Origin of the sequence: Novosphingobium sp. (genome assembly GCF_036820275.1) — a bacterium.
Classification (GTDB): domain Bacteria; phylum Pseudomonadota; class Alphaproteobacteria; order Sphingomonadales; family Sphingomonadaceae; genus Novosphingobium.
This window is the reverse complement of the sequence record NZ_DAISLT010000074.1, coordinates 1-13,161: the sequence shown is the minus strand read 5'-3', so window position 1 is coordinate 13,161 and position 13,161 is coordinate 1. Positions and strand designations below refer to the sequence as shown.

Here is a 13,161-nt window from a genome sequence, read left to right as displayed (position 1 = left end):
AGGGCCAGCGCGCATTGCGCGCCCCCGTGTCCCGCTCCCACGATGACGACGTCTGTTTTGCTCATGGCCCGTTGAGTTCGAGCAAATTCATCTCGCGGTCAATGCTTAAGCACGGGGTACAATATCGCGCTCGCGAATCGTATAGCCTCAGTTCGCCTTGCGGGTATCGCCGTTGCCCGAAACTGCGACCAGTTCGGCCAGTCCCGCCGTCGCACCGAGTTCCACCGGCGCCACCGGCAACGTCCGCCGCCGTACCAGCGCCTCGGGCTGGTTGCGGCGGATCCAGTCCATCATGGCCTCGCGGATCTCGCAGCGCAGGTCGAACAGGGTCGGACCGTCGCGGGCACTCATCAGCAGGCGGACCTCGATGGCGCTATCCTTGCAATCGGTCACCTGAAGCACTTGCGCGCGCCGGTCCCAGAGGCGGTGGGCCTTGATCTGACGGGTATATTCCTCGCGGATCGGGCCGATTTCGGTGCCTTGATCGAGGTAGAGGACCACCGTGCCGAGAAGCTGCGAAGTGGTCTTCGTCCAGTTCTGGAAAGTGTCCTCAAGGAAGCGGTTGGAGGGGACGACGAGGCGTCTCTCATCCCACAGGCGCACGACGACGTATGTCGTGCGGATATCCTCGATGCGGCCCCATTCGCCGTCGAGGATGATAACGTCATCGATGGAGATCGGCTCGGTCATCGCCATCTGGAAACCCGCGATCAGGGCCTTGAGCGCGGGCTGCGCGGCCGCGCCCACCGCCAGCGCGGCAAGCCCGGCGGAGGCCATGAGCGTCACCCCGATTTCCCGAACGCCGGGGACAGAGGCCAGCATGCCCGAAACGGTCAGGAACACGATCAGGAAAGTGCCGATGCGGCTGAAGATCGCCAGCCGGGTACGGCGGCGACGGGCATTCCGGTTGTTCTCGACAGAGATATCGGCCCGCACCATCATCGCCTCCACGAAGGCGCGTAGCACCGCAACGGCCACCCAGCCCGTCAGCAGCGGCATGACGAAAGGCGCGAAACGCTCCCAGACGGCCTCCAGTGCCGGTGTCTCGCGCGCGGCAAGGACGACGCCCATGGCGAGGAACGCCCAGCGCGTCGGCCGATTGAGGCGGTTGACGACGATATCGTCCGCCTCGCTCGCGCTTCGGTGCGTAATGCGATGGAGAATGCGGAACAGCACCGCATGGGCCAGCAATGCGAGAGCGATGCCGAACAGGGCGGCAAGCAGGGCCGAGAGGGAGCGCTCGGCCCAGGCCGGCAGAGCGCCGAGCAGGCTTTCGAGGAACGGAACCATGGTGCTGAAACTATGCTGCACCGCAGCAGTTTCAGCGCGAGGCTCGTTTCGTCCGTGTTCCGGGGCAGTTTGGGGAAAGCAGAAGCCTCGCCCACCCATTACCGTCATCCTGAACTTGTTTCAGGATCCATCCCTCGGTTGGCTCTGCTGCCAGATTGACGAGATGTGGTGTGTTCCGGCCCACACCCGCACCACGGGTGAGATGGATCCTGAAACAAGTTCAGGATGACGGCGTGGGAGAGAACGGCCCATTCCGGACCGCCCCCTCCCTATAGCGCCTACCTTATGCCGTCAGTGCGCAGCGCCCCAGCTGCGGCCGGAGCCGATCTCCACGCCCAGCGGCACGTCCAGCTTGACCGAAGGCTCCGCCGCGCCCGCCATCACGCTGCGGATCACCTCGGAGGCCGCCGCCACATCGGCTTCGGGCAGTTCGAACACGAGTTCGTCGTGTACCTGAAGCAGCATGCGGACATGGCCGAGACCCGCCGCCGCCAATGCCGGGTTCATGCGGACCATGGCGCGCTTGATGATGTCGGCGCTGGTGCCCTGGATCGGCGCATTGATCGCGGCGCGCTCGCTGCCCTGGCGCTCGGCGCCGTTCTTGGAATTGATACGCGGGAACCAGGTCTTGCGGCCGAACAGCGTCTCCGAATAGCCGCGCTCGCGCACTTGTTCGAGGGTGTGGACGATGTAGCGCTGGATGCCCGGGAAACGCTCGAAATAGCGGTCGATCATCGCCTGCGCCTCGTCCGCCTCGGTGCCGAGACGCCCGGCGAGACCCCAGCGCGAAATGCCGTAGAGGATCGCGAAGTTGATGGTCTTGGCCCGGCCGCGCGTATCGCGGTCGACGGTGCCGAACATCTCCATGGCCGTGCGCGAGTGGATGTCCTCGCCCTGCTCGAAGGCCTCCTTCAGGCTCGGCACGTCGGCCATGTGCGCGGCAAGACGCAGTTCAATCTGCGAATAGTCGGCGGCGAGCAGGACATTGCCCGGCTCGGCCACGAAGCAGTCGCGGATCTGGCGGCCGATCTCGGTGCGGATCGGGATGTTCTGGAGGTTCGGGTCGGTCGAGGAAAGCCGCCCGGTCTGCGCGCCGACAAGGCTGTAACTCGTATGGACGCGCCCGGTCTGCGGATTGATCGCCGCCTGCAAGGCCTCGGTATAGGTCGAGCGCAGCTTGGAAAGCTGGCGCCATTCCAGCACCTTGGTGGCGACGTCGGCACCCTGCGAGGCGAGGCCTTCCAGCACCGACTGGTCGGTGGAATACTGGCCGCTCTTGCCCTTCTTGCCGCCCTTGTAGCCGAGCTTCTCGAACAGGATGTCGCCGAGCTGCTTGGGGCTGCCGATGGTGAATTCCTGCCCGACCTTGCCGTAGATCTCGCCTTCCAGCGCGCCGATGGCCTCTGCGAACTGGCTGGAGAGACCGGCCAGCTTCTCGCGGTCCACCTTGATGCCGTGGCGCTCCATCTGGGCGACGACGGGAATCAGCGGACGGTCGACACGCTCGTAGATGCGCGTGCCGCCCTCGTCCGAGAGGCGCGGCTTGAGCAGGGTGTGGAGGCGCCAGGTGACGTCGGCATCTTCCGCCGCGTAAGGCGTTGCCCGGTCGAGCGGGACTTCGCCGAAGGGAATCGCCTTCTTGCCGGTGCCGCAAACATCCTTGAACGCCATGGTCTTGTGCGAGAGGTGGCGTTCGGACAGTTCGTCCATGCCGTGGCCGCCGCCGATGCCTTCGATCTGGCGGCCCGCGTCGAGGCAGAAGCTGACGATCATCGTATCGTCCACCGGCGCCACCAGAATATCATGGCGGGCAAGGACGTTGAGGTCGTACTTGATGTTCTGGCCGACTTTCAGCACCGCATCGCTCTCCAGCAGCGGCTTGAGCATCGCCAGCGCGGTCTGGAGCGGCACCTGCTGCGGCTTTTCCGCGAACATGTCGGTGCCGCCGTGGCCGAGCGGAATGTAGCAGGCATCGTTCGGCCCGAGCGCCAGGCTGATCCCGGCAAGGTCCGCCTTCATCGAATCGAGCATCGAGGTCTCGGTATCGACGGCGACCACATGCGCGGCCAGTCCGCGCGCCACCCAGCGCTCCAGCGCCTCGACGGTCTGCACGCATTCGTAGGCGGCATAGTCTACCGCCGGCCATTCCGGCAGCGACTGCCGCGCGGCGCCTTCGGTGGGTCCGCCGGCGGCCGTGACGGGCTTGGCCGGATGAAGCTGGGTCGGCCGATCCGGGCTGCCGGTGCCGCCGTCCAGACGCTTGAGCAGGCTGGTGAAGCCATGCTTGCCGAGGAATTCCGCAAGCGGGGCGGGCGGAATCGCATCGAGCTTGAAGTCCTCCAGCGCCATCGGCAGCGTGCAGTCTTCCTTGAGCGTGACCAGCACCTTCGACAGACGGGCCTGCTCGGCCTGTTCGATCAGGCGCTCCTGAAGCTTCGACTTCTTCATCGACGGCGCCGCGGCCAGCGCGGATTCGAGATCACCGTAGTCCTGGATCAGCTTGGTCGCGGTCTTCGGGCCGACGCCGTAGACGCCGGGCACGTTATCGACCGCGTCGCCCATCAGCGCCAGCACGTCGCCCACCTTCTCGGGCGGGACACCGAACTTCTCGACCACTTCAGGAATGTCGATGCGCTGGTTCTTCATCGTGTCTAGCATGTCGACGCAACCGCCGCCGATGCCGCATTTGCCGACAAGCTGCATCAGGTCCTTGTCCGAAGACACGATGGTGACGTCCCAACCCTGCGCCGTGGCGGCGCGGGCATAGGAGGCGATGAGATCGTCCGCCTCGAAGCCCACTTCCTCGATACAGGGCAGCGAGAAGGCGCGGGTGGCATCACGGATCAGCGGGAACTGCGGGACCAGGTCCTCGGGCGGCGGCGGGCGGTTGGCCTTGTAGTCGTCATAGATATCGTTGCGGAAAGAGTGGCTTCCCGCATCGAGGATCACCGCGAGATGGGTCGGGCCGTCGGCCTTGTTGAGGTCGTCCGCCAGCTTCCACAGCATCGTCGTATAGCCGTAGACCGCGCCCACCGGGGTCCCTTCCGGGTTGGTCAGGGGCGGCAGGCGGTGATAGGCGCGGAAGATGTAGGCCGAGCCGTCGACGAGATAGAGATGCTGCTTGGAATCCATGGCACGACCCGTAGCAGCGCCGGGGCTGGCCGTCAGCAGGGCAGTGCCACGAGACGGGTGAAATCGGCCCATGACAGGAGCGGGGAACCAAATCCCTCCACGGTCGTTTGCCCGCGACTGCTTGAAACGCGGATGCGACCGGCCTAGTTTCCCGGCCCAAGGGGCGAAGCCGCCCGCATCTTACGCGGTTGGGCTCACGGGGTTTGTCTTTTCAGCAAACGCTTTTTAGCAAACGAGGGAATACCGAAAACATGCGCAAGATCGTACTCGCTGCCACTGTCGCCGTCACGGCCCTGTCGCTCGCCGCCTGCTCGGAAAAGACGCAGGACTCTGCCTCGGACACCGCGACCTCGGCCGCCAACGACTTCTCGGAAGCCGCCGAAGACGTGGGTGACAAGGTCAGCGACATCGGCGCCCAGGCCTCGGAAGCCGCCGACAACACCAAGGACGCCGCCAAGGACGCCCTGAAGAAGGCCGAAAAGACCACCGACGACATCGCCGCCGACGCAGAGAAGGCCGCCGCCGACGTCACCGACGCCGAAGGCACGCCGCACGACGGCACCGAACAGCACTGATCCTCACAGGGCAACGGGCTTCACGGCCCGGCCCGCAGGACATGAAAAAAGGCGCTTCGGATTCGGTCCGAAGCGCCTTTTTGTATTCTGGAGGCTCTTAAAACCCTCGTCATTGCGAGCGTAGCGAAGCAATTCAGAGTAGCGCAGAGTCGCTCTGGATTGCTTCGCTACGCTCGCAATGACGATCGACGGGTTGCCCGCCTCAGCGGGCCGCGGTGCGGTAAGACGAACCTTCGGCGAGATAGCCGTTGTAGATCGTGCGGGCGATGCTGGCGATCCGGGCCTCGCGGTTCGGGCGCGTACCCTGCCCGGTCACATAGATCGCCACGGCATAGGCCCGGCCGTCCGGCGTCTCGATGATGCCGATGTCGCTGGAGGTGTTGTTGAGAGATCCGGTCTTGTGCGAGACCGTGACTTCCGCCGGAAGCCCGGCGCGAATGCGGCGCTTGCCGGTGACGGTCCGGCTCATGGCGCCGAGCAGGACATCGCGGCCCTGCTTGCTCATCCACTTGCCCTGGTAGATTCCGGCCAGCAGCTCGACCACGGCGATCGGCGTGGCGCTGTCGCGCTTGTCGACGACCTTGGCCGGGTCGATGGCGCCGTCATCGCGCACGAGCGTGGCGATGTCGCGGTCGATGTGCCAGTCGTCGATTCCGGTGCGGCGCACCCAGGCATTGACCGCCGAAGGTCCGCCGACGACCTTGAGCAGGGCATCGGTGGCGTAGTTGTTGGAGCGGGTGATCATCAGCTCGATCAGCTGGCGCGCGCTCATGTAAGTGCCGGGACGAACCGGCGCGACCGAGCTGGAGAACGGCGCGGAAGGCACCGGCACCATCAGCGGAAACTCGCTGGAGAGCGTCCACTTGCCCTTGTCCACGCCTTCCAGGAAGGTTGCGGCAATGGCGATCTTGCTGGTGCTGGCCATCGGGAAGCGCTGGTTGCCGAGCACATCCACCATGCGGCCGCTCGAAAGGTCCATCGCGGCGACACCGATGCGGCCCTGCGAGGCATTCGCGACGGACGCAAGCTGCTTGCCGAAATCGCTGGAATAGGTGCGAGGGGCGCGGTCCTCGGTACCGAAGACCGAGTCGAACGAATCCTGCACATCGTTGATGCCGCCCTGGGCGCGGGCCTGCGCAGGCACTGCCGACAAGGCGCCGAGGGAAATACCACCGGCTGCCACGGCGACCGCCACGGCCGCGACCTGAAGAAAGCGCCGAGTGCCCTTGCGGCATCGCGCGATGAGTTCGCCTGCCCCGATCATATCTGCCCCGATCATGCAGATCCCACCCTAATCTCGTCCATGTTCCCGAACGGTTAACGACAATAAGGCAAAGCGCCAGTCCTGCGCGATGAAATGTATGCCCCATGCGGGCAATTGCTTAAAATCGAACAATCCTGTCGCCCAGATGAACGAATCCGTCCGGTTTGAATCACGGATACGAAAAAGGGCCGGAAGGATCGCTCCTTCCAGCCCCAATTCGCGTCGGTGACGTGAGTGGCTTAGAAGCCGCCCATGCCGCCCATGCCGCCCATGTCGGGCATTGCCGGCATGGCGGGCTTGTCGTCGGCCTTTTCGCTGATCGCCGCTTCGGTGGTGATCAGGAGACCGGCGACCGAAGCCGCATCCTGCAGCGCGGTGCGCACGACCTTGGTCGGGTCGATGACGCCGGCGGCGACGAGGTTTTCATAGACGTCGGTCGCGGCGTTGAAGCCCAGCGATTCGTCCGAACCGTCGAGCAGCTTGCCGGCGACGACGGCGCCGTCGTGGCCTGCGTTCTCGGCGATCTGCTTCAGCGGAGCGGTGATCGCCTTGCGAACGATGTCCACACCGCGGGTCTGGTCGTCGTTGATGCCGGTCAGACCGTCGAGGGCGCGCGTTGCGTAGAGCAGCGCGGTGCCGCCACCGGGGACGATGCCTTCTTCAACGGCAGCGCGGGTCGCGTGGAGAGCGTCGTCGACGCGGTCCTTGCGTTCCTTCACTTCGACTTCGGTCGCGCCGCCGACCTTGATGACGGCCACGCCGCCAGCAAGCTTGGCCAGACGCTCCTGGAGCTTCTCGCGGTCGTAGTCGCTGGTGGTGACTTCGATCTGGGCACGGATCTGCTCGACGCGGCCCTTGATGTCGTCAGCCGCACCGGCGCCGTCGACGATGACAGTGTTGTCCTTGTCGATGGTGACCTTCTTGGCCTGGCCGAGCATGCCGAGCGTGACGCTCTCAAGCTTGATGCCGAGGTCTTCCGAGATCATTTCGCCGGCGGTCAGCGTCGAGATGTCGCCCAGCATGGCCTTGCGGCGATCGCCGAAGCCCGGAGCCTTGACGGCAGCGATCTTCAGGCCGCCACGCAGCTTGTTGACGACGAGCGTGGCCAGAGCCTCACCCTCGATGTCCTCGGCGATGATCAGGAGCGGACGGCCCGACTGCACCACGGCTTCCAGGATCGGAAGCAGCGCCTGGAGCGACGAGAGCTTCTTTTCGTGGATGAGGATGTACGGGTTTTCGAGTTCGACCGTCATCTTCTCGGGGTTGGTGACGAAGTAGGGCGACAGGTAGCCGCGATCGAACTGCATGCCTTCGACGACATCGAGTTCGAATTCGAGACCCTTGGCCTCTTCGACGGTGATGACGCCTTCCTTGCCGACCTTTTCCATGGCTTCGGCGATCTTTTCGCCGACTTCCACGTCACCGTTGGCGGAGATCACGCCGACCTGGGCGATTTCCGACGAACCGGCAACGGCCTTCGAACGGCCCTTGATGTTCTCGATGACCTTGCCGACGGCGAGATCGATGCCGCGCTTCAGGTCCATCGGGTTCATGCCGGCGGCAACCGACTTCATGCCTTCGCGCACGATCGCCTGGGCGAGAACGGTCGCGGTGGTGGTGCCGTCACCGGCTGCGTCGTTGGCCTTCGAGGCCACTTCGCGCAGCATCTGGGCGCCCATGTTCTCGAACTTGTCCTTGAGTTCGATTTCCTTGGCGACCGAGACACCGTCCTTGGTGATGCGGGGAGCGCCGAAGCTCTTCTCGATCACGACATTGCGGCCCTTGGGGCCCAGGGTCACCTTGACGGCGTTGGCGAGGGTGTCGACGCCGGCGAGAATGCGTTCACGCGCGTCGCGGCCGAACTTTACGTCCTTGGCTGCCATTTTGAATTCCTTTGATTTCGTCATCCCAGCGGAAACTGGGACCGCTATCGGTTTGAACTGTCTCTGCGATGTTCCGTCAGAACACCGCGATCCTGATTTTCATCAGGATCTCCGTGATCGGCTCAGCCGATCACTCCGAGGATGTCCGATTCCTTCATGATCAGCAGGTCTTCACCGCCAACCTTGACTTCGGTGCCCGACCACTTGCCGAACAGCACGCGGTCGCCAACCTTGACGTCGAGGGGAGTGATGGTGCCGTTTTCAGCGCGAACGCCGGTGCCGACGGCGACGATTTCGCCTTCAGCCGGCTTTTCCTTGGCGCTGTCGGGGATGATGATGCCACCGGCCGTCTTTTCTTCGGCCTCGACGCGGCGCACGAGAACACGGTCGTGCAGCGGGCGGAAAGTCATGGGGATCTCCCTTATCCTACGAACTAAAAGGGCAAGAAACTGGAATTGGCACTCACACTAAGAGAGTGCCAACGGCCGTGGATATGGTTCGACCCAGTAGCGGCGTCAAGCGCAGGCCCGGCAAAAATTTCTCATCCGGTATGCATGCAGGATGAGACGAGAGCGTTACACCCGGTCGAGATGGAACTCTTCGCGCCAGTGCCAGCGGGCGATCAGCATCACCGCCGCCACGGTCAGGCCGACCGCGAGGCCGATCCACACGCCCACGCCTTCCAGCGGCGTGAACAGGCCCAGCACGGCGGACGTGGCGAACCCGGCGGCCCAGTATCCGAACAGGGCGATGGCCATCGGCACACGGGTATCCTGGATCCCGCGCAGCGCGCCTGCGGCCACCGCCTGAAGCCCGTCGGTGAGCTGGAATATCGCCGCCACGAACAGGAAATGCAGCGCGAAGCCCACGAGGACCGCATTCTGCGGCGCCTCCACATCGACATAGGCCGAAAGAATGAAGCGCGGCGCCAGCAGCATCGTCGAGGCCGAGACGACCATGAAGATCATCGCCACGGTGATCGCCGCCCAGCCCGCCTGTCCGACAGCAACCCGGTTCCCCGCCCCGAAGTGATAGCCGACCCGGATCGTCGCCGCCTGCCCGACGCCGAACGGCACCTGGAAGGCGAAAGCGGCGATCTGCAAGGCCACGGTGTGGGCAGCCAGTTGCGCCTCGCCGAGACGGCCCATCAGGAAGGCGGCGCCGCTGAACAGGCCGCCCTCGGCGATCAGCGTCGCGGCGATCGGCAGGCCGAGCGCGAGGATCTGGCGCAGACGCTGCCATTCGGGCCGCCAGATGCGTCCGAACACATGGTAACGCCGCAACCTGCGGTCGCTGCGGATGGCCAGGGCATAGGCGAGCACCATGACGCTCGCGGTGGTGATGCTGGCAAGCGCCGAGCCCATCAGGCCAAGCGCCGGAAAACCGAAGTGACCGAAGACCAGCACATAGTTGCCCAGGGCATTCACGCCGATCGCCAACGCGGTGATGACGGTCGCGAAGATCGGCCTGCCGAGCGCGGACACGAACGTCCGCAGCACGTTGGCGATCGTCATCGGCAGCACGGCGATCGAGACGATCTTGAGGAAATGCGCGGCGAGGCCTGCGACTTCCGGCTCCTGGCCGGTGACTTCCATCAGCCAGTCGCCGAACTGCGAGATCGCGATGGCGCCGAGGCTGAACAACACCGCGATCCAGAGCGCCATGCGCGCGGAACGGCGCACTTCGCGCACCGAAGTCGAGCGGCGGCCGATCTCGGCGGCGATCAGCGGGGCGACCGCGCCGGTCACGCCGTTGATGCCCATCATCATCAGCGCGACGATCGCGATGGCGAGGCTCGATGCCGCCAATGCCTGCTGGCCGAGGCGAGCGACGAAGATCACGTCGGTGGCGAAGACCGCCATCTGCAGGAGATTGGCGAGCGCGAGCGGTCCCGCAAGGCGCAGGGTCGCGCCGAGTTCACTCCGAAAAGTGGATGGCCGAAAAGTGGATGGCCGAAAAGTCGAAGGAAGTTGCTGTGTCGCCATTATCGGCAGGGTCGATAGGCGAGGGGACCGGCAAGCGAAAGGAAATTCCTGCCGGTCGTCGGCGGCGATTTGCGCTCGATCATGGGCTTTCCATCCCGGCTCGTGTCGAATAGGGACCGCCCGCGCTGGAGGAACCATGACACCTGCTCGTCTGACTATTGCCGCCCCCCTGCTCTTCCTCGCCGCCTGCGGCGGTTCGGATCAGGACACATCGGAAACTGCCCCCGCCTCGCCCGCTACGGCAACTTCGCCGCAGGCCTCCACCTCGAACGCGCCTGCGGCCTTCGCCACCTGCCGCTCCTGCCACTCGGTGGAACCGGGCAGGAACGGTGTCGGGCCATCGCTGTTCGGGATCGTCGGCACCAAGGCCGGAGACGTGCCGGGCTACAACTTCAGCCCCGCGCTGAAGGCCTCGGGCGTGACCTGGGACCGCCAGACGCTCGACACCTGGCTTCAGGGACCGATGAAGATGGTTCCCGGCACCAAGATGGTCATCGGCGTGCCCAATCCCGAGAAGCGCAAGGAAGTCATCGACTACCTTGAATCCCTGAAGTGACGCTCCGCCTTACACGGATGGCGCGTTTCAGCCGGTGTAGAGCATGGCCACGTCGCAGCGCTCGTAACGGGCGCCGTAGTCCGCCATGATCCCGGCATCGTGCCGGAAGCCCAGCTTCTCGTAGAGGTGGATCGCCGCCTCGCAGCGCTTGTTGGTCAGGAGATAGAGCTTCTCCGCCCCCATCGCGCCTGCCCGCTCGATCATCGCGTCGAGCAGGAATTCCCCGGCCTTGAGACCGCGGGCCGAGGCACGCACGCCCATCTTGGTCAGTTCGAAGGCCCCCTCCCCGGTCTTCTGCAAGGCGCACGTGCCGACCACGCCCAGACCCTGCGCCTCGACGAAGAGGATCGTGCCGCCCGGTGCGACGATGCAGCGCTGCGGGTTTTCCAGCACCTCGCGGTCGGTCGGTTCGAGGCGGAACATCGTCTCGATCCATTCCGCGTTGATATCGTGGAAGTCCCGCGCCCGCTCTTCGCTGAATTCGCGGATGGCGAGGACCGGCGGCTTCAACCGACCGTAGCGCTCCAGCATCGGGGATTCGTCCATCGCCGCCTCGACCCGTGCCACCAGCGCCAGCAAGGCATCGGTCTCGCCGCCGCACATCTCGTCCACCGCCAGGCCAACGCCCGGCCAGACGTGCATCCTCACGCGGGCCATCGCTTCCTGCCCCGCCGCCGTCAGCGAGACGTGGCGCTGGCGAAGGTCGCTGCCCTGCACCGTCTGCACCAGTTCCAGCGCCGCCAGCTGCCCGATCGCGCGGGTGACGCCGGGCTGGCTTGAGCCGATGGCCTCGGCAAGTTGCCCCACCGTCAGCGGCCCTTCTTCCAGCGCCGCCAGCAGGCCCATCTGTCCGGGCTGGGCCTGAACCCCCGCCGCCTGGATGATCTGCGCGGCGTCGCCCTGAAGACGCTCGGCAAGGCGCTTGAGGCGGCTGCCCAGCAGGACACCGCGATGGTGGGCGATCACATCGGTCACAGTTACCTCCATATCACGTTATATATCGCGTTATGGATAATCACTTCAGGCGTCAAGCGGGCAAAGTAAAAGGGCGGCTCCGAAGAGCCGCCCTTCCCTGTTCGTCTGCTCGGAAGAACCGAGAAGATCGATAATCGGCGCGGACCAAGGCCCGCAGCAGATTACTTGAGCTCGACGGTGCCGCCGGCTTCTTCGATCTTCTTCTTGATTTCTTCGGCTTCAGCCTTCGAAGCGCCTTCCTTGACGGCCTTCGGAGCGCCTTCGACGAGAGCCTTGGCTTCAGCCAGGCCCAGACCGGTGATGGCGCGGACTTCCTTGATGACGTTGATCTTCTTGCCACCGTCGCCGGTGAGGATCACGTCGAATTCGGTCTTTTCTTCGACGGCGGCGGCTTCACCGGCCGGGGCAGCAGCCACGGCAACGGCAGCAGCGGCGGAAACGCCCCATGCTTCTTCGAGAGCCTTGGCGAGGTCAGCGGCCTCGAGGACGGTCAGCTGCGACAGTTCTTCAACAAGCTTGGCGATATCGGCCATGATTATAACTCCTGATCTGTGGTCCCGAAGACCGCCTCATGCGGCAACGGGATAAATCGTAAGAAAAGTTTTGCTTAAGCTTAGGCTCAAGCAGCCTTGTCGGCGTAGGCAGCGAAGACGCGCGCCAGCTTGGCCGCCGGAGCGGTCTGCAGCTGGGCGATCTTGGTCGCCGGAGCCTGAACGAGGCCGATGAGCTTGGCACGCAGTTCGTCGAGCGACGGCATCGAGGCGAGAGCCTTGACACCGGCAGCATCCAGAACCTGCGAACCCATCGAGCCGCCGACGATCTCGATCTTGTCGGTCGTCTTGGCGAAATCGACGACGGCCTTGGCAGCTGCGACGGGGTCCACCGAAGTGGCGATGGCCGTCGGGCCGCTCAGGAAGTCGCCGATACCGACATAGTCGGTGTCCGCGATGGCAAGCTTGGCAAGACTGTTCTTTGCAACCTTATAGGTAGCACCGGCGTCACGGATCTTGCCGCGCAGGGCGGTGGACTGAGCCACCGTCATGCCGAGGTTGCGGGTGATGACCACCACGCCGACCTCGTTGAAGACCGCGTTGAGCTGGGCGACCGAATCGGCTTTCTGCAAACGATCCATGCCTTACTCCTTCACATGTGACCGTTTGGAACTTGCGTTCCGCACGGCCGGCTACGTTTGTCCGAAGCGCTGATGCACTCCGGGCGGGTCCGTTGGCGATGGGGAAGGAGTTTTCGGGTCGAAACCCGAATGGACACCACGCTCATGAGCGAGGGCCGGAAAATTTCCTGTTCCCCGTCTAGGCTGGAAATTAAGCCCTCGCAAATCGAGGACACCAACTGTCTCGGACGGATGAACGATGGGCCGAAACCCAACGGTTCGGGCGCGCTCCTGAAGGAAAGCGCGCCCGAAGTCAAGCGATTCGGCTCTGTTTGGAAAATGCCCAAGGGGGGCATTTTCCTGCGGCACCGGCCCACGCCCCCACCCGAC

At 64.6% G+C, this 13,161-nt stretch carries 12 protein-coding genes; 3 read left to right on the top strand and 9 right to left on the bottom strand.

Going from position 1 to position 13,161, the window contains the following annotated elements; genetic code table 11:
* Positions 1-147: 147 nt before the first annotated feature.
* Together V7066_RS28220 and polA are read right to left on the bottom strand one after the other, a co-directional pair.
* A complete protein-coding gene (locus V7066_RS28220) occupies positions 148-1,290 on the bottom strand; it encodes a mechanosensitive ion channel family protein (RefSeq protein ID WP_334186250.1) in 1,143 nt (380 codons plus the stop codon).
* A 291-nt stretch (positions 1,291-1,581) separates the two neighbouring features.
* On the bottom strand, positions 1,582-4,422 hold the full coding sequence (gene polA, locus V7066_RS28215) for a DNA polymerase I (protein WP_334186249.1): 2,841 nt from the start codon (positions 4,420-4,422) through the stop codon (positions 1,582-1,584).
* A 251-nt stretch (positions 4,423-4,673) separates the two neighbouring features.
* On the opposite strand from polA, the gene V7066_RS28210 reads away from it, so the two are divergent.
* Positions 4,674-4,997, top strand: coding sequence for a hypothetical protein (locus V7066_RS28210; protein ID WP_334186248.1), 324 nt, complete (start codon positions 4,674-4,676; stop codon positions 4,995-4,997).
* 202 nt (positions 4,998-5,199) lie between these two features.
* On the opposite strand, the gene V7066_RS28205 is transcribed toward V7066_RS28210, so the two are convergent.
* From V7066_RS28205 to V7066_RS28190, 4 genes are all read right to left on the bottom strand, one after another.
* The gene (locus V7066_RS28205) at positions 5,200-6,276 is read right to left on the bottom strand and encodes a serine hydrolase (RefSeq protein ID WP_334186247.1); all 1,077 of its coding nucleotides are present in this window, start codon (positions 6,274-6,276) and stop codon (positions 5,200-5,202) included.
* Between the two features lie 224 nt (positions 6,277-6,500).
* Positions 6,501-8,144: a chaperonin GroEL gene (gene groL / locus V7066_RS28200; protein ID WP_334186246.1), complete on the bottom strand. Its 1,644-nt coding sequence runs from the start codon at positions 8,142-8,144 to the stop codon at positions 6,501-6,503.
* 122 nt (positions 8,145-8,266) lie between these two features.
* Complete coding sequence (groES, locus tag V7066_RS28195; RefSeq protein ID WP_334186245.1) at positions 8,267-8,554, bottom strand: co-chaperone GroES; 288 nt, start codon at positions 8,552-8,554, stop codon at positions 8,267-8,269.
* Between the two features lie 165 nt (positions 8,555-8,719).
* Positions 8,720-10,129, bottom strand: coding sequence for an MATE family efflux transporter (locus V7066_RS28190; RefSeq protein ID WP_334186244.1), 1,410 nt, complete (start codon positions 10,127-10,129; stop codon positions 8,720-8,722).
* Between the two features lie 136 nt (positions 10,130-10,265).
* Here V7066_RS28190 and V7066_RS28185 point away from each other — a divergent pair, with 136 nt between their 5' ends.
* Positions 10,266-10,685: a c-type cytochrome gene (locus V7066_RS28185; protein WP_334186243.1), complete on the top strand. Its 420-nt coding sequence runs from the start codon at positions 10,266-10,268 to the stop codon at positions 10,683-10,685.
* 27 nt (positions 10,686-10,712) lie between these two features.
* On the opposite strand, the gene V7066_RS28180 is transcribed toward V7066_RS28185, so the two are convergent.
* The 3 genes from V7066_RS28180 to rplJ all read right to left on the bottom strand — a co-directional run bounded on the left by V7066_RS28180 (position 10,713) and on the right by rplJ (position 12,792).
* Positions 10,713-11,660: a bifunctional helix-turn-helix transcriptional regulator/GNAT family N-acetyltransferase gene (locus tag V7066_RS28180; protein ID WP_334186242.1), complete on the bottom strand. Its 948-nt coding sequence runs from the start codon at positions 11,658-11,660 to the stop codon at positions 10,713-10,715.
* A 161-nt stretch (positions 11,661-11,821) separates the two neighbouring features.
* Positions 11,822-12,193, bottom strand: coding sequence for a 50S ribosomal protein L7/L12 (gene rplL, locus V7066_RS28175; protein WP_021232876.1), 372 nt, complete (start codon positions 12,191-12,193; stop codon positions 11,822-11,824).
* An 86-nt stretch (positions 12,194-12,279) separates the two neighbouring features.
* A complete protein-coding gene (gene rplJ, locus V7066_RS28170; protein ID WP_147216378.1) occupies positions 12,280-12,792 on the bottom strand; it encodes a 50S ribosomal protein L10 in 513 nt (170 codons plus the stop codon).
* A 129-nt stretch (positions 12,793-12,921) separates the two neighbouring features.
* On the opposite strand from rplJ, the gene V7066_RS28165 reads away from it, so the two are divergent.
* Positions 12,922-13,161, top strand: a 240-nt coding sequence (locus tag V7066_RS28165; protein WP_334186241.1) for a hypothetical protein, incomplete at its 3' end; no start/stop codon positions are given.